Source organism: Rheinheimera aquimaris (assembly GCF_020531985.1).
In the GTDB taxonomy this organism is placed as follows: Bacteria; Pseudomonadota; Gammaproteobacteria; order Enterobacterales; family Alteromonadaceae; genus Alishewanella; species Alishewanella aquimaris.
Map to the genome: position 1 here is coordinate 421,288 of NZ_JAJAVQ010000003.1, position 14,475 is coordinate 435,762.

Sequence of the window (14,475 nt, forward strand, 5' to 3'; positions counted from 1 at the left end):
TGTATACATTTTAAATTAGGTATACTTTTTACGTTCAGGTGTAGTTATGCAAGTAAAAGACATCAGCCTGTCAGCCATAGTGGCAGGCTTTGTGGCAGTATTAGTGGGCTTTGCCAGCTCGGTAGCGATAGTGCTGCAGGCCGCAGCGGCGGCTGGCGCCAGCCAGGATATTATGGCGTCCTGGTTGCTGGCGCTGGGTATTGGCATGGCACTGACATGTATCGGCCTGTCGTGGTATTACAAAGCCCCTATTATCACCGCCTGGTCAACGCCGGGCGCAGCCTTACTAGCGACCAGCCTGCAAGGGTTAAGCATTAATGAAGCCGTTGGTGTGTTTATTTTTACCGCCGTACTGGGGTTGCTGATAGGCATTAGCGGCTGGTTTGAAAAGCTGACCCGTCTTATTCCATTGCCACTGGCCAGCGCGATGCTGGCAGGCATTTTACTGCAGTTTGGCTTGAATATTTTTACCTCATTACAAACCCAGTTGCTGCTGGTTGGTTTGATGTGCTTAAGCTACTTACTGGCTAAACGGTTATCACCGCGCTATGCCATTTTATGGGTGTTAGTGACAGGTTTAGTTACCGTATTGCTGCAAGGCCAGTTTAATTATCAGGCTGTGACACTAAGCCTGACGACGCCGGTCTGGGTGACACCGCACTGGTCACTGAGTGCTTTATTGGGCGTTGGTTTGCCATTGCTGCTAGTGACAATGGCATCACAGAATATTCCGGGCGTTGCTGTGCTGCGCACCAGCGGCTATCAAACACCGGTTTCGCCACTTATCAGCCATACCGCGCTGTCAACACTGCTGTTGGCGCCCTGGGGCGCATTTTCGATTAATCTGGCGGCCATAACCGCCGCTATCTGTACCGGCAGCGAAGCGCACCCGGATAAAGACAAGCGTTATATTGCCGGCATAGCAGCAGGAGTGTTTTACCTGCTGGCCGGGCTGGCTGGGGCTACTGTTGTCGCCCTGTTTGCAGCTTTTCCGCGCGAAATGATTGCTGCTCTGGCGGGGCTTGCGCTGCTTGGCACTATCGGCGCCAATCTGGCAGTAGCCACTGCTGAGGGCGAACACCGCGAAGCAGCAGTGGTCACCTTACTGGTTACCGCCAGTGGCGTCAGCTTTTTCGGCGTCGCATCTGCCTTTTGGGGCATAGTTGCCGGTGCGGTCACTCTGCTTATCATCAACGGCTTACGCGGTAAAAACTGATGTTAAAAAAACATCAGCTGTATCAGCAGCTCAAGCAGGATATTCAACTGCTGCAGTGGCTACCAGGTACAGTGTTAACGCAACAACAGCTGGCGCAGCACTATGGCGTCAGCCGTATTGTTGTGCGGGATGTGCAACAAAGTTTGCTCAATGAAGGCTGGTTGCTGGTGCATGGCAAGGCGGGCATGCAGGTACCGGGGTTTAGCGCAGCAGAAGCCGAAGAGCTATGCTTACTTCGGCTGCAGCTGGAGCCGCTGGCACTGCAGTTAGCCGCCGCTAACATCAGCTTCAGCCGGCTTGGTCAGGCGGAAGATATGCTGGCCAGCATTGATGCCGGAACAACCTTACCGGCCTATCAGCGCGGCGAGCTGAACTGGCAGTTTCATCGTCTGCTGTATCAAGACTGTGGCAAACCGCATTTACTGCGTTTGCTGGATCAATTACATCAGCAGGTCTCGCGCTATCTGGGCTATCAGGAACAGGCGCTGGCCTATGCCGGCACCAGTGCAGCAGAACACCGCGAGCTCATCAGCTTACTGCGTGGCGGAAACATCAGCACCGCCTGCGAGTTATTGATCAGCCACATCAGTTCCGCCAGCAAATTGCTGGTGCAATACCTGCAAAAAAACAAGGCGCCGTAAGGCGCCTTGTTTTTTATGGAGAGTTCTATTCCTGAAATAAGGTTTCGATATTCAGGCCCTGATGCGTGACGATTTCACGTAAACGCCGTAGCGCCTCAACCTGAATTTGTCGCACCCGTTCACGGGTTAAGCCGATTTCATGGCCAACATCTTCCAGCGTCGAAGGCTCATAACCCAGCAAACCAAAACGCCTTGCCAGTACCTCACGCTGCTTCGGGTTCAGCTCGTTAAGCCACACCACCAGATGCTGACGGATGTCCTCATCCTGTAGCTCGGTCTCTGGCCCCAGCTCTTTTTCATCCGCTATCACATCAAGCAACTGCTTTTCTGAAGCGCCGGCAACCGGCGTATCAACAGAAGTAATTTTCTCGTTTAGCTTGAGCATCTTACGAACTTCATCTACCGGGCGATCCAGCGCTGAAGCGATCTCTTCCGGCGTCGGTTCGTGGTCGAGCTTCTGCGATAATTCACGTGCCGCGCGTAAATAGATATTAAGCTCTTTCACGACATGGATAGGTAAACGGATAGTGCGGGTCTGATTCATGATCGCCCGTTCAATGGTTTGGCGGATCCACCAGGTGGCATAGGTAGAAAAACGGAAACCGCGCTCCGGATCAAACTTTTCTACCGCCCGGATAAGGCCCAGGTTGCCTTCTTCAATCAGGTCAAGCAGTGCTAATCCGCGGTTGATATAACGGCGGGCTATTTTTACTACCAAACGCAGATTACTTTCGATCATGCGTTTACGGGCTGCCTGATCGCCTTTTAATGCCAGGCGGGAAAAATACACTTCTTCTTCGGCAGACAACAACGGTGAAAAGCCAATTTCTCCCAGATAAATCTGCGTGGCATCCATCGCTTTCTGACTGTCATCGCGGGCAAAAATTTCATCATTACTGCTTTCTTCAGCAGCGAGAGCGGCGGCATCCGGCTCTGCTTCGTCGTCAAGTAAGCCCTCTTCGACCAACTCATCTTCTTTAAATTCTAATACATCATCTTCACTTTTTTGTCCCATATCCTTTCTCCCACGTCTATAGGGTGCTGGGGCTGACCAAGCGCTATCACTTCCATTCCTGATAAAACTTGTGTTTCGATCTTATTATTGTGGTAAATATTTTAGTGGATCAACGGAGCTGCCACGGAAACGGATCTCAAAATGCAGACGGGCATCAGTAGCATCTGTGCTACCCAGCTCTGCAATACGCTGCCCTGCGGTAACCATTTGCTTTTCGGTAACCAGCAGTTTGCGGTTATGAGCATAAGCACTTAAGTAATCATCATTATGCTTAATAATAATCAGATTACCGTATCCTCTTAACGCGTTACCTGCATATACCACCTGCCCACTGGCGGCGGCATTAACTCTGTCACCCTCACGCCCGCTGATATCAATGCCCTTGTTGCCCTGTTGCTGGTGCGAAAAACCAGAAATAATTTTCCCTTTCACCGGCCACTGCCATTGCACAAGGTTCCCATTCAGGGTAATATTCGCGGTTTTATTATTTTTATCCTGCGTTACCTGAACATAACCCTTTTGATTTTTCGGTGCAACTGCTTTCACTGGTTTTACCGAACTATTTGATTTTGTTTGGCTTGAATTATTCTTATTTGTATTTTTAGCCACTGTGGTGGTAGCGGGTTTCTTTACTGGCTTAGTGTGTGCTGAAGCTGGCTTACCGCTTAGTCTGAGCGTCTGATTGGGGTAGATGGTGTAGGGGCTGGCAATACCATTTAATGCGGCAAGCTGACGAACATCTTTACCGGCCCGAAATGCAATGGAATATAAGGTATCACCGCGTTGCACTTTATAGCTGCTGGCGGTCAGTGTGCCGCGGTTACGCTGCTGATAAAAGTTTTCCCGCAGCTCCAGTGTCGACACCGGAGCTGGTGCTGAACGCGAAGAACAGCCCGCCAGCAATGCTGATAACAGCAACAACAGTGCATAGCAGCCATGGCGCCAGTATTGTGTTTGTACTAGATAACTGTTGTCAGAACAACGGATACCCGACTCCTTATTGAACTGATTTTGGCCCTGAGTTTACCACTGGCGGTTTTAACCACTTTTCCAGATTAAGTAAACATAGCATCAGTACTACTCCTGCCAGCGCACTGCCTAAAGCAAGCAATATATCCGCCTGACCGACAGCAGAGGCATAGTCCCAGGGAGAGTACAGCCGCTGCTCATGCTGCCACGGCCAGATGCGGTAAAGCGCACCTATCACTATGCCAATTAGCAGTGCCAGGCTGGCATCGTGATAATGCTTTAATAACCAGTTCAACAACCGGCTAAAGCTCAGTAAGCCTATAATGCAACCAAGCATAAATAATAACAAGACACCCAGCTGAAGCTCTGTCACTGCCAGTAAAACCGGCGCATACATGCCTGACATCAGCAAAATAAAGCTGCCGGAAATGCCCGGTAGGATCATGGCGCAGATGGCCACTGCACCGGCAACAAAAAACATCCAGCTTTGCGGCTGTAATTCTCTTGGTGTTAGCGAACCGACCGCAACTGCCAGTGCAATGCCTATCATACATAATACCGCCCGCCAGCTACTCCAGCGGATACTGCGGCATAAATGCGGTAAAGCAGTGACAATAAGCGCGCAAAACAGTGCCCAAAGCGGAATTGGCCGATGCTGCAACATATAGGTGATAAGGCCGGCCAATGAAAAAATGCTTAACAAGATGCCGCCAAACAGGCAGACCAGAAAAGTACCGTCTATATGTTGCCATAACGCCGTAATCCGGCCGCGCAGTAACAACCTGACAGCCTGTAAATCACAGTGACTGATCGCCGCCAGCAAGCGCTCGTAAATACCCAGAATAAAAGCCAGCGTGCCGCCGGATACACCGGGAACCACATCTGCGGCGCCCATTGCCAGGCCTTTGATTATCCATTGCAGATACTGCATTGTCTTTCCTTACGTCGCCACTGCGTTAAGCTTTGCAGTTTAATATCAGTATGTTAACGCCAGATGAAGCTAGGCTAGCTCGCCCGGAACCAAGGGAACAAAGCGTACAGCTTCAATATCGCGGCTGATAAAATCATCGCCGGTACGCTGGTAAACTCGCAGCACCTGCTCATGTAACCCCACAGGTATCACTAAACGACCACCTTCATTTAATTGTTGTAACAGGGCTACCGGCACTTCGGTAGGCGCAGCAGTCACAATAATGCTGTCAAAGGGTGCCTTACTGGGCCAGCCTTGCCAACCATCGCCATGTTTCATCGACACGTTGTGTAAATCAAGCTGCTGCAGGCGCCTTTTAGCCTGAAACTGCAGCGCTTTAATACGCTCCACACTACAGACATGAGAAAATAACCGCGCCAGGATGGCTGTCTGATAACCCGAGCCGGTACCAATTTCGAGTATTTTTCCAGGTGCTTTATCTTCAAGCAGCAGTTCGGTCATACGGGCAACAATATAAGGCTGCGAAATCGTCTGGCCCTGACCAATCGGTAAAGCGGTGTTTTCATAGGCTTTATGTGCTAGCACCGCTTCGACAAAAATATGCCTCGGCGTATTGGCGATAGCATTAAGTACCTGCTGCTGCGAGATGCCTTCGCTTTGAAGTTTTTGCGCCAGTACCGCGGCGCTGCGTGAAGTTGCGACGGCCATACTACAAACGTATCCCCTCTAGCCATTGTTGTAATCTGTCCATGCTTTTATAAGCTGACATATCTATCTGCAGCGGTGTAATGGACGCATAACCATTTGCCACTGCGTGAAAATCTGTGCCCTCACCGGCGTCCAGCTCCGGCCCTAACGAGCCATACCAATATATTTTACGACCCCAGGGATCTGTGGCACTGGTCATGGTTTCGGCTTTATGCCGGCGCCCGAGCCGGGTAACCTGAATACCTTTTAGCTGTTCGATTGATACTGAAGGCACATTGATATTCAGGATCTGATCTGCAGGTAACGGGTGCGATTTAAGCTTTTTAATTACCTGCACTGTAACGTAGGCCGCGGTGGCGAAATGTTCTTCTTCACGTCCGGCTAATGACACAGCAATGGCCGGCAGCCCCAGATGGCGGCCTTCGGTCGCTGCGGCGACAGTACCGGAGTAAAGCACATCATCACCCAGATTAGCGCCATGGTTAATACCGGCGACGACTAAATCCGGCGTAAAATCCAGCAACTGGCTGATAGCCAAATGCACACAATCGGTAGGTGTGCCGTTTACGGACAAAAAGCCATTTTCCATCTGCTGCACCCGTAGCGGGTTTATCAGTGTTAACGAATTGCTGGCGCCACTACAGTTCCTGTCTGGCCCCACAGTGGTGACATCCGCGATTTGGCATAATGCCTGTTGCAGCACCTGCATGCCTTTAGCATGCACGCCGTCATCATTACTTAGTAAAATCCGCATCTTTCACTCCATGTCTGCCGTCTGACGGCCGCAGTCACGATAATTAACTAGCTCGCGCAGTACACTGGTGGCAAAACATCCCGCCGGTAACGCAAAGCTCAATACCATGTCTTCGCCCTGCTGTTGCATTGTCAGCTGCTGCGGCAGCAAACGTATGGCCCGTCGCTCGGCTTTTAAGCGGTAATCTTCAAGCCCGCTGACTAAAGCATGGTAAGGTAACAGCGCATGTTGTTCAAACTCAGCCGCCGCTGAACTTACCATCGGCTCCCCTAATCCTGCCAGCACGGCGGTAATATGCACATCCTGAGTATCAAGGCGTTGTTGTAGTTGTTGGTCTGCCTGAGTGGTGCGAAATACCGAACCTGAGCCATTGAGCTGCAGCACATCACCATCAATTACCGTGTTAAACAGGCCCGCAGCAATACGCGCCGAAATCTGCTGATTGAATAAAAATGAGCGCGCGGCGGATAATGCCAGGCCCCTCAATTTGCGATCACTGATACTACCACCGGCAAACAGCTGCTGTGCCAGGGTTAAATTGCCGCCGTTAATACCAAAACGCTGTTCACCATAATAATTTGGCACGCCTTGTTTCAGCTTGTCGGCACGTTGCAACACCTCGTTGCAATCAGATACCTGGCGTAGCCGTATCGTAAAGCGGTTTGCCCTTAATGCGCCAAGCCGCAGTTTACGGTAATGCCGCTGCATACTGAGAATGGTGCAACCGGTCAGTTGCCAGCTTTGCCAGTCAAGCGATTGTTTTATTGGCCATTTAAAGCAAAACCATTGCCGTGTAACGGCATGGCGGTCTTTCAAACCGGCATAACTGATATCCCGGGCACGCAAACCGGTAATTTCTGCCAGTTGCTTTGCCACAAACTGAGTATTCTGGCCGGTTTTTTCGATATGCAGCAGCACGTGTTCACCGGCGCCGCTGGGAGTAAAGTTTAACTCTTCATCAACAATAAAGTCGTCAGGCTGTTGGCGCAATAAAGCTGCTGCTGTCGGTTCGCTATACAAATACGCTAGGGTCTTGCTGCTCATACACCTACCAGCAGCACCACCGCCTCTGCTGCTATCCCCTCTTTACGACCGACAAAACCTAACTTTTCAGTGGTGGTGGCTTTAACATTAATCTGTGATATATCTGCATCGAGATCATCCGCTATACAGCGGCGCATTACATCGATATGCGGTGCCATTTTCGGTGCCTGCGCCATAACAGTAATGTCGACATTACCGACTTTGTAGCCCGCTGCAGATACATCGGCAAACACTTTACGCAATAGAATACGGCTGTCGATGCCTTTAAACGCGTCATCGGTATCCGGAAAGTGATGCCCGATATCGCCAAGTGCAACAGCACCTAGCAGCGCATCAGACAACGCATGCAGCACCACATCACCATCAGAATGCGCCAGTAACCCCTGGGCATAATCAATTTTAACGCCACCAAGCGTTACTGGCCCTGGGCCACCAAAGGCATGCACATCAAAACCGTGCCCTATACGCAATTTCATTCAGTTACCTGCTCCAGATAAAACGCCGCCAGCGCCAGATCAGCCGGCTGCGTAATTTTAATATTGTCGCTGTGGCCCTCTACCAGCATTACCCTGTGACCGGCCCACTCCATCGCCGACGCCTCATCGGTGACATTCACGCCAGCCTGTATTGCATCATGCAACGCCGCTTTTAACATGGCGGTGGGGAAAAACTGCGGCGTCAGTGCATGCCACAGGTGTTCACGGCTGACGGTTTCAGCCACATAACATGCCCCACGCTTCATCGTATCCCGCACCGGGCTGGCCAGAATACCGCCCTCGCCCTGCTGCAGACATCGCGTTATCAACAGCTCGATATCCGCTTTGCGCACCAGTGGTCTGGCGGCATCATGCACCAACACCCAGGGAAACTGATGCTCATCAATAAACTGCAATGCATTTAACACCGAATGCATACGCTCGGCACCACCTTTGACGCGGTTAATATCACTGTGTGTCAGTTCAGTAGCATCAAAATAAGGATCATCAGCAGCAAGTGCCAGCCAGATTTGATTAACAGCACTGACAGCGCGTAATTTTGCCACGCTGTGTTCAAGCACGGTTTTACCGTGCAGCTTCAGGTATTGCTTTGGTACCGCACTTTGCATCCGTTTGCCAATGCCAGCGGCAGGCACTACTGCAGCAATAGCTGGCACAGAAGTATCAGTCATTGCTCACTCCGGCAGGGCTATCTTTAGCGTTGCCGCTTTGACTGAACATACGGAAAAACACTTCATCTTCGCGGATCAGGCCCAGCTCATTGCGGGCGCGTTCTTCAATAGCGTCCAGGCCTTGCTGTAAATCTTTAACGTCGGCACGTAACACCCGGTTACGCTTTTCAAGTTCCAGATTACTGGCCTGCTGGCTTTTCAGCTCTTCCTGCTGACGAAAATAGTCAGCAATACTGTGCTGCCCAAACCACAATCGGTATTGCAGCAGGCCCAGCAGCACTATCAGCAGTAAGGTGAGTATTCGCATAACATTACTTCGTTTATCCGGCTGCGGCTATTATGAAGCCTTAGCGAATGAATGCAAAGCGGGAAACTGTGCATCAGGGTAATAACGCTGGCAACGGCTTGGCGAAATTCTGCCAGTTTAGCCTACTGGCCAGCAACAGTTCGCGTAAGCTGAGCAACCGCGGCGGCTTTTTATCGCCATTTAACCACTGATGGCCACAGCAGGCGGCAGCCATAATACTTTTAACCGGCTTAAGCAGGAATTTATCGCTGTTTTGCTGCTCGAGCGGTGTGCCGGAGAAACTGAACCAGCCGTGTTCATTGCAATGCAGGCGTAATCCAGCCATGTCTACTTCATCAACACTGTCCAACAGGATGTGCTCATGAGTCAGCTCGGTAATGTACACAGGCACAATCAACCCGGGCTTAGCGTAGCGCTGATAAAAACTGTCTATCGGATCAGCTTGCTGCTTGCGCGCCGGGCAAGTGCCCGCCTGACGGCAAAACCAGGAGGCATTCTGGCTGTCAAGCTCCAGCGTTGAGTGTTGCTGCAGTATATTGGTCGCGGCGCGGCGGATATAAAATGGCAGGCTGGCCAAGCGGTTAGGTAAGCGTAATAACTGCTCGCTACTTAGCTGAGATAAACGCAGCAGTTCACGCTCATACAAAGCATTACACAGCTCGGTATAAGTCTGGTTTTCTCTGGATACCTGCCAGAAATGCGGTTGATTAGCGCCGGTCTCAGTCATGGCCAGATGTTAGCCAATTGCTTGCGCTTTGCAAAGCGAAAACCCCTGACTGTGTTTAAGTTTATTGCTGCAAGCTGGATTTGCGCTAAGCAAACTATCGCCTAACAGCACCTGATGCTGTTACATTAGCAGCTGAGCCCTGGGTTAGCTTCGCAGACTAATACAATGAACAGACGTAAATTTTTGCAGGCCGCGCTGATTACGCCGGTTGTTGTTTTTGCAGGTGTAAAAACGGTTGCCATGGCACGGCATTATCCGCTGGATGAACTGCTGACACAGCTAAAACGTTTACCGCCAGATAAGCTATTTAGCAGTGGTGATTGGAGTGTCAGTATGATTTTGCAGCACCTGGCGCAGAGCATTCGCTACTCGCGCCTGGGTTACCCGCAAGCAAAGTCAGCGCTATTCCAATATACCGCAGGCGCAGTGGCGTTAAATGTGTTTACAGCCTGCGGCAGTATGACACACCGGCTGGACGAAGCCATTCCCGGTGCACCGGCACTGATAAAAGCGGTGCCCAACGATGTTGCAATGGCTGAACTTATTGCTGAGATATCTCAGTTTATTGCCTGGCAAGGTGAACTGGCACCGCATTTTGCCTATGGCAATTTAACCAAAGCCCAGTATTACAACGCCCATTACCTGCATATTCAAAATCATTTAAGCGAAATCAGTCTCGGGTAATACAGTATTCAGGCCGTTTTGGCAGTTATCGGGGGCGCGTCTTTTATTAACGAAAATGCTGGAACCGGTTTGCTTCTTCGCTTGCTGTTTTGCGGCAGACGCCAGCGCTGCCACATCATGATGGCTGCGACACAGCAGTGGATCTGGTGTTGCCAGCCCAATCGATAACGTAATTAACGGATAAAATGATGCCACACCCAGCCGGTCCATCGCGCTGAACCCGCCCTGTTGCACATGTTCGGGCAGGTAATAGTGTTTTACCCGCTGCTCAAAGCGCTTCAAAATCCGTGCTGAGGTGGCTTCAGCGTGGTCGCTGCCAAACAGCACAATAAAATCATCACCACCGATATGACCGATAAAATCAGCTACGGTGTCAGATTCGCTTTGAATAATCTGCGCCAGAAGCTCAATAACCAGATCACCTTTACTGTAACCGTACTGATCGTTGTAGGGCTTAAAATTATCTATGTCGATATAGGCGATGGTAAAGCTTTGTTCCTGCTGCAGTAATTTATCAATCTGTGTATTAATCGGCACATTGCCGGGCAATAATGTCAGAGGATTAGCGTAGCGCGCCAGCTGAATTTTATGCTCGCTGATCTGGCGTAACACCTTACGAACCGAGCCCAGGCCATAGTACTTAGCGTTGTCGGTGACAATAAAATACAAACTGGCATCTTCATTGGCTTCAGCACTTAAAATAGCGCTGACATTGTCCATCGACAGTTTACGCTCTACCACTACCGGCGCCTGTTCCATACAGTGCTTAATCGCCTTTTTTTCATATAAAGCACGGCCAAACTGATGCGAAAAACGCTCGTTGATCATACTTTTACTAACAATACCTACCGGCTGTTGCCAGGCATCGACCACCGCAACACAGGGTAAATTTTTATCATTGGCAAACATCAACGCCACCTGCTTGGCGGGGGTTTGCTCATTAACAGCAGCAACTTTACTGATCACCGGTTCAAGCGACTCATTAAAGGGCAAACTTTTTTCAATCCGTAGCAGCTGTGCCGCTTTGGCCGACACATCACGGCATTCGGCTTCCGGCCGGCCAAGCAAATACCCCTGCCCCAGTTCTGCGCCCAGTTCTTTACAGGTAATCAGCTCTTCGCTGGTTTCAATCCCTTCGGCCACTATGCTGGAGCCGGTATTTTTAGCAATTTCAATAATGTTTTTAACGAAGGCTTTTTTAATCGGGTCGCGGTGTAACTGGTCAATAAAATAGCGGTCAATTTTTACAATATCTGGCTGCAATTCAGACCACAGCTTCAGGCCTGAAAAGCCACTGCCCAAATCATCAATCGCCACCTTAAAACCAAACTCACGGTAATGTTTTACCGCGCTGATAAACAGCTCAGTGTCTTCTACCTGAAACTGCTCAGACAGCTCAATAACGATGCGATCAGGCTGCAAACCGGCCTGCTGGATAAAGCGTTTGGTTAAGCCTGATGGATGATCAGAAGTCAGCAGCAATTTAGGGTTCACATTCAGAAACAGAAAACCCTCTACCGCCGCCTCAGCAAAGGCATTGATACTAAGCTCACGGCATAGCATCTCCAACGGTTCCAACAAATCAAACGCCAGTGCCGTTTTGAACAGTAATATTGGTGAGTGCAAGGCGCTATCTGACGGGCCGCGGATCAGCGCTTCATATCCCCAGATCTGGCCGTTTGTTAATGTAACCAGAGGCTGAAACAACGGCGTGAGCAGCTTATGCTGCAAAATCCGCAGTAATTCATTGCGATGAAAATCACTTAATCCCAAAACATCAGCCTGAGTAATACAAGTTTATGCCCGCACCTTCATTGGCGTTAAGTGTCTTCCTGACAGCTGAGCATCATAAGAGGTTACTGTGACTGATTTATTACAGCACGCACTTAGCGTCGGTTCGCGATTCTGGCAACAGCCTGCTGCAGGCTGACAATATTTTCACCGGCAGGTATTTGCTTCTCTGGCTGGGCATTATCGGCTGTTAACCCGTGCAGCCGCTGTCTGATCTGATGCAGGCTATCCTGTTGTGACGCATCTGCTGCCGTCGTTTGAGTGTCGGCGGTTAAAGCGCCAGCCAGCCGCTGGCGTACCGCGGCCAGCGGATCTGTTGCCGGTTCAACCAGCCCGAGCTTTTCCAGCGTCAGTCCCTGCTCGGCCATCCGCTGTAGCAGTTGCTCTGACGGCAAGCGCAGCGCTGTGCAGGCAAACTCAAGCTGCTCCCGCACGCTGGTTTGCTGCGCCAGGTTTAACGCCTGTATCGCGGCAGACAACTTTTGCGCAGATAAAAACAGCGACCGCATATGGCTGCGTAGCACCGTATCTGAACACTCAGGCAACTCAGATACAGCAGGCGCTGGCGCAAATTCGGCCAGGTCCAGGCCCTCGGCGCGCATTTGCCGCAGCAATTCTTTATCCGGGATGCCAAGCTGTTTAATCACCGCCTTGATATTGTGCTGAACCTTTAATGCCTCAGCCGCACTGTAACTGGCGAAGACCTGCTGTAAGTTTGTCAAATCGGTCAGAATACGGAACATACACTTTCCTTAGCCAAGCTTTGCTAAATTACCCAAACTTCTACCCTGCGGTTGCGCTCACGGCCGCTTTCGGTGTCGTTATTGGCGACAGGTAGCATCTCACCGTAACTCTCTACCGCCATCACCGGAATACCACGGGCTGTAAGCTCACGCTCAACCGCTTTCGCCCGCTTTAACGCCAGTTCAGCATTTTTAGCCACAGCGCCAACCGCATCAGAAAAGCCCATCAACACTAAGCGACGGCCGGAATTCTGCTCCATAAACCTGACCAGACGCTGTAAGTCACGCTTACCTTTGTTATCCAGCTCGTTGTCGCCATAGCTAAAACGGAAATTCAATGATAAGCGTTGCCCCTGGCTGGCATAGCTGTTGTAGCTTTGCGGCGCATTGCTTATCGGGTACACCTGCTCGACGCGGATATTCTGTGAAATCAGGCCGGTCTGTTCGACCAGATGCTGGCCTTCATCCGATATCGCAAACTGAGCAAAGTCTTTTGCTACCTGTGACGCGGCGGTAGGCGTATACAGGTATAACCGGCGCGACAATGCATAGTCTTCGGTACTGATGGTAAAGCGGGTTGGGTAGATGGGGGTGCTGTCTGCACCTTCTGAAATGGCCAGCGCCTTATTAAACGAGATGTAGTTTAAGCCGATAAAGCCGATGGCATATTCATCCTGCGATACCTTTGCCGACAATTCAGAGCTTGACTCAAACCGGCTGGCGTTGCTGCTTAGCTGCTTACCAAACTTGTCCAGTACCAGGCTTTTAAAGGTATCAAAAGTACCGGATTTATCATCCCGGGCATACAGCGTGATGGGCTGGTCTGCGCCGCCAAGCTGAGACCAGCGGCTAACGTCACCGGAGAAAATTTTTGCCAGCATTTCCGTCGAAATGGCTTTAAGCGCATTGTTCTGGTTGACGATCACGGCCAGGCCATCCAGTGCGACGATATGCTCGTTACCTATTTTGCTTAAATCACCCAGCTGTGGCTTTAGCTTTTCGACTTCATCCGCACTTATCCGCCGCGACGCCATACCAATATCGGCTTTACCGCTGGCCAAATCTTTAAAGGCCGTGCTGGAGCCGTGCGCATGCAACTCTACCATCTGGGGTGTGCCAGCTTTGTTAAAGTTCAGTATGCGTTCAACCGGTGACTGCGCCTGCTGCCAGGCAAAACCTTCCGCCTGCTGCTGTTGCAAAAAGGCCTGTAATAAAGCCGGTGCCAGCTTTTCGCCAACGGTGTTAGAGCCATGCAGACGAAATAACAGCTGTGCAGCAGCAGGTTTGGCCACCGGCACCGTATTAACAGTGACAGTAGTCGACATTTTGGCTGTCGGCTGCGCTGGTGGTCCAGCAACAACTGCAGCAGGTGACTGATTAAACCACCAGTAAGCACCGCCCGATACCAGAGCCACCAATACTGCAGCGACAGCCCACAGCAGTGTTGGCCGGCGTTGAGCAGTAACTGCTTTGGCTTCGGTGTTGGCTTGTTGCTGCAGCTTTTGCTGCACAGCAGCCAGCATCGCTTCCAGTTGCGGCTGGCGGATTTGTGATAGTTCCTGTAGCACCAGTTGGCGATAAGCAGCGTCATCACGCATTTTCTGCGCAGAGACAGCAATATCAAACTCGGCTTTGCACAACTGTTCAAGCTGTTGCAGCAAAGGGTATAGGGTGGCAGCATCCTGCATTTTTTCAGTCACGGCTTACATCTGTCAGATTTCTCAGGTGCCGACAAGTGTAAAAACCTAATATTTCAACGCCATGACAGAAACAATAA

15 protein-coding genes and 1 pseudogene are annotated in these 14,475 nt (G+C 50.8%); 3 read left to right on the forward strand and 13 right to left on the reverse strand.

Annotated elements, in window-relative coordinates; translation table 11 throughout:
- Nucleotides 1–37 precede the first annotated feature (37 nt).
- Nucleotides 38–1,216 (forward strand): annotated as a pseudogene (locus LHL18_RS11105) (benzoate/H(+) symporter BenE family transporter); the annotation flags it as partial.
- Entirely contained in the window at nucleotides 1,216–1,857 is a 642-nt protein-coding gene (locus tag LHL18_RS11110; protein ID WP_226767134.1) for a GntR family transcriptional regulator, read from the forward strand. The pseudogene LHL18_RS11105 and the gene LHL18_RS11110, both read left to right, overlap by 1 nt.
- Nucleotides 1,858–1,882: 25 nt before the next feature.
- Here LHL18_RS11110 and rpoS read toward each other — a convergent pair whose 3' ends face one another.
- From rpoS to LHL18_RS11160, 10 genes are all read right to left on the reverse strand, one after another.
- Nucleotides 1,883–2,872, reverse strand: a complete 990-nt coding sequence (rpoS, locus tag LHL18_RS11115; protein ID WP_226767135.1) for an RNA polymerase sigma factor RpoS — start codon at nucleotides 2,870–2,872, stop codon at nucleotides 1,883–1,885.
- A gap of 84 nt (nucleotides 2,873–2,956) precedes the next feature.
- Nucleotides 2,957–3,793 (reverse strand): peptidoglycan DD-metalloendopeptidase family protein, encoded by an 837-nt coding sequence (locus tag LHL18_RS11120; protein WP_226767136.1) that lies wholly within the window; start codon nucleotides 3,791–3,793, stop codon nucleotides 2,957–2,959.
- Between the two features lie 76 nt (nucleotides 3,794–3,869).
- Entirely contained in the window at nucleotides 3,870–4,772 is a 903-nt protein-coding gene (locus LHL18_RS11125) for a DUF368 domain-containing protein (protein WP_226767137.1), read from the reverse strand.
- Nucleotides 4,773–4,841: 69 nt separating this feature from the next.
- Nucleotides 4,842–5,480 carry a protein-L-isoaspartate(D-aspartate) O-methyltransferase gene (locus LHL18_RS11130; RefSeq protein WP_134056592.1) on the reverse strand — a complete coding sequence of 213 codons (639 nt, stop codon included), beginning with the start codon at nucleotides 5,478–5,480 and terminating at the stop codon, nucleotides 4,842–4,844.
- 1 nt (nucleotide 5,481) lies between these two features.
- Nucleotides 5,482–6,234, reverse strand: coding sequence for a 5'/3'-nucleotidase SurE (gene surE / locus LHL18_RS11135; RefSeq protein ID WP_134056594.1), 753 nt, complete (start codon nucleotides 6,232–6,234; stop codon nucleotides 5,482–5,484).
- 3 nt (nucleotides 6,235–6,237) lie between these two features.
- Nucleotides 6,238–7,278 carry a tRNA pseudouridine(13) synthase TruD gene (truD, locus tag LHL18_RS11140; RefSeq protein WP_226767138.1) on the reverse strand — a complete coding sequence of 347 codons (1,041 nt, stop codon included), beginning with the start codon at nucleotides 7,276–7,278 and terminating at the stop codon, nucleotides 6,238–6,240.
- The gene (ispF, locus tag LHL18_RS11145; protein WP_264190160.1) at nucleotides 7,275–7,754 is read right to left on the reverse strand and encodes a 2-C-methyl-D-erythritol 2,4-cyclodiphosphate synthase; all 480 of its coding nucleotides are present in this window, start codon (nucleotides 7,752–7,754) and stop codon (nucleotides 7,275–7,277) included. Before ispF ends, truD begins: the two co-directional genes overlap by 4 nt.
- Nucleotides 7,751–8,446: a 2-C-methyl-D-erythritol 4-phosphate cytidylyltransferase gene (ispD, locus tag LHL18_RS11150; protein ID WP_226767139.1), complete on the reverse strand. Its 696-nt coding sequence runs from the start codon at nucleotides 8,444–8,446 to the stop codon at nucleotides 7,751–7,753. The genes ispF and ispD overlap by 4 nt, the downstream gene beginning before the upstream one ends.
- The gene (ftsB, locus tag LHL18_RS11155; protein WP_226767140.1) at nucleotides 8,439–8,753 is read right to left on the reverse strand and encodes a cell division protein FtsB; all 315 of its coding nucleotides are present in this window, start codon (nucleotides 8,751–8,753) and stop codon (nucleotides 8,439–8,441) included. The genes ispD and ftsB overlap by 8 nt, the downstream gene beginning before the upstream one ends.
- Nucleotides 8,754–8,826: 73 nt before the next feature.
- Nucleotides 8,827–9,480 carry a hypothetical protein gene (locus LHL18_RS11160; RefSeq protein ID WP_226767141.1) on the reverse strand — a complete coding sequence of 218 codons (654 nt, stop codon included), beginning with the start codon at nucleotides 9,478–9,480 and terminating at the stop codon, nucleotides 8,827–8,829.
- Nucleotides 9,481–9,645: 165 nt separating this feature from the next.
- Here LHL18_RS11160 and LHL18_RS11165 point away from each other — a divergent pair, with 165 nt between their 5' ends.
- The gene (locus LHL18_RS11165) at nucleotides 9,646–10,164 is read left to right on the forward strand and encodes a DUF1569 domain-containing protein (RefSeq protein ID WP_226767142.1); all 519 of its coding nucleotides are present in this window, start codon (nucleotides 9,646–9,648) and stop codon (nucleotides 10,162–10,164) included.
- Here the strand turns inward: LHL18_RS11165 and LHL18_RS11170 are convergent.
- The 3 genes from LHL18_RS11170 to LHL18_RS11180 form a co-directional block, all read right to left on the reverse strand.
- Nucleotides 10,141–11,937: a GGDEF domain-containing protein gene (locus LHL18_RS11170; protein WP_226767143.1), complete on the reverse strand. Its 1,797-nt coding sequence runs from the start codon at nucleotides 11,935–11,937 to the stop codon at nucleotides 10,141–10,143. The genes LHL18_RS11165 and LHL18_RS11170 overlap by 24 nt on opposite strands.
- A gap of 113 nt (nucleotides 11,938–12,050) precedes the next feature.
- Nucleotides 12,051–12,698, reverse strand: a complete 648-nt coding sequence (locus LHL18_RS11175; RefSeq protein ID WP_226767144.1) for a hypothetical protein — start codon at nucleotides 12,696–12,698, stop codon at nucleotides 12,051–12,053.
- Between the two features lie 23 nt (nucleotides 12,699–12,721).
- Nucleotides 12,722–14,398, reverse strand: a complete 1,677-nt coding sequence (locus LHL18_RS11180) for a phosphate ABC transporter substrate-binding/OmpA family protein (RefSeq protein ID WP_226767145.1) — start codon at nucleotides 14,396–14,398, stop codon at nucleotides 12,722–12,724.
- Nucleotides 14,399–14,475: the final 77 nt, after the last annotated feature.

Bases quoted from the DNA above. Each gene is read 5' to 3' on its own strand.
- ispD (WP_226767139.1), bottom strand. From the start codon at position 8,446: ATGACTGATACTTCTGTGCCAGCTATTGCTGCAGTAGTGCCTGCCGCT.
- rpoS (WP_226767135.1), bottom strand. From the start codon at position 2,872: ATGGGACAAAAAAGTGAAGATGATGTATTAGAATTTAAAGAAGATGAG.
- LHL18_RS11160 (WP_226767141.1), bottom strand. From the start codon at position 9,480: ATGACTGAGACCGGCGCTAATCAACCGCATTTCTGGCAGGTATCCAGA.
- LHL18_RS11130 (WP_134056592.1), bottom strand. From the start codon at position 5,480: ATGGCCGTCGCAACTTCACGCAGCGCCGCGGTACTGGCGCAAAAACTT.
- truD (WP_226767138.1), bottom strand. From the start codon at position 7,278: ATGAGCAGCAAGACCCTAGCGTATTTGTATAGCGAACCGACAGCAGCA.
- LHL18_RS11175 (WP_226767144.1), bottom strand. From the start codon at position 12,698: ATGTTCCGTATTCTGACCGATTTGACAAACTTACAGCAGGTCTTCGCC.
- LHL18_RS11110 (WP_226767134.1), top strand. From the start codon at position 1,216: ATGTTAAAAAAACATCAGCTGTATCAGCAGCTCAAGCAGGATATTCAA.
- LHL18_RS11125 (WP_226767137.1), bottom strand. From the start codon at position 4,772: ATGCAGTATCTGCAATGGATAATCAAAGGCCTGGCAATGGGCGCCGCA.
- surE (WP_134056594.1), bottom strand. From the start codon at position 6,234: ATGCGGATTTTACTAAGTAATGATGACGGCGTGCATGCTAAAGGCATG.
- ispF (WP_264190160.1), bottom strand. From the start codon at position 7,754: ATGAAATTGCGTATAGGGCACGGTTTTGATGTGCATGCCTTTGGTGGC.
- ftsB (WP_226767140.1), bottom strand. From the start codon at position 8,753: ATGCGAATACTCACCTTACTGCTGATAGTGCTGCTGGGCCTGCTGCAA.
- LHL18_RS11165 (WP_226767142.1), top strand. From the start codon at position 9,646: ATGAACAGACGTAAATTTTTGCAGGCCGCGCTGATTACGCCGGTTGTT.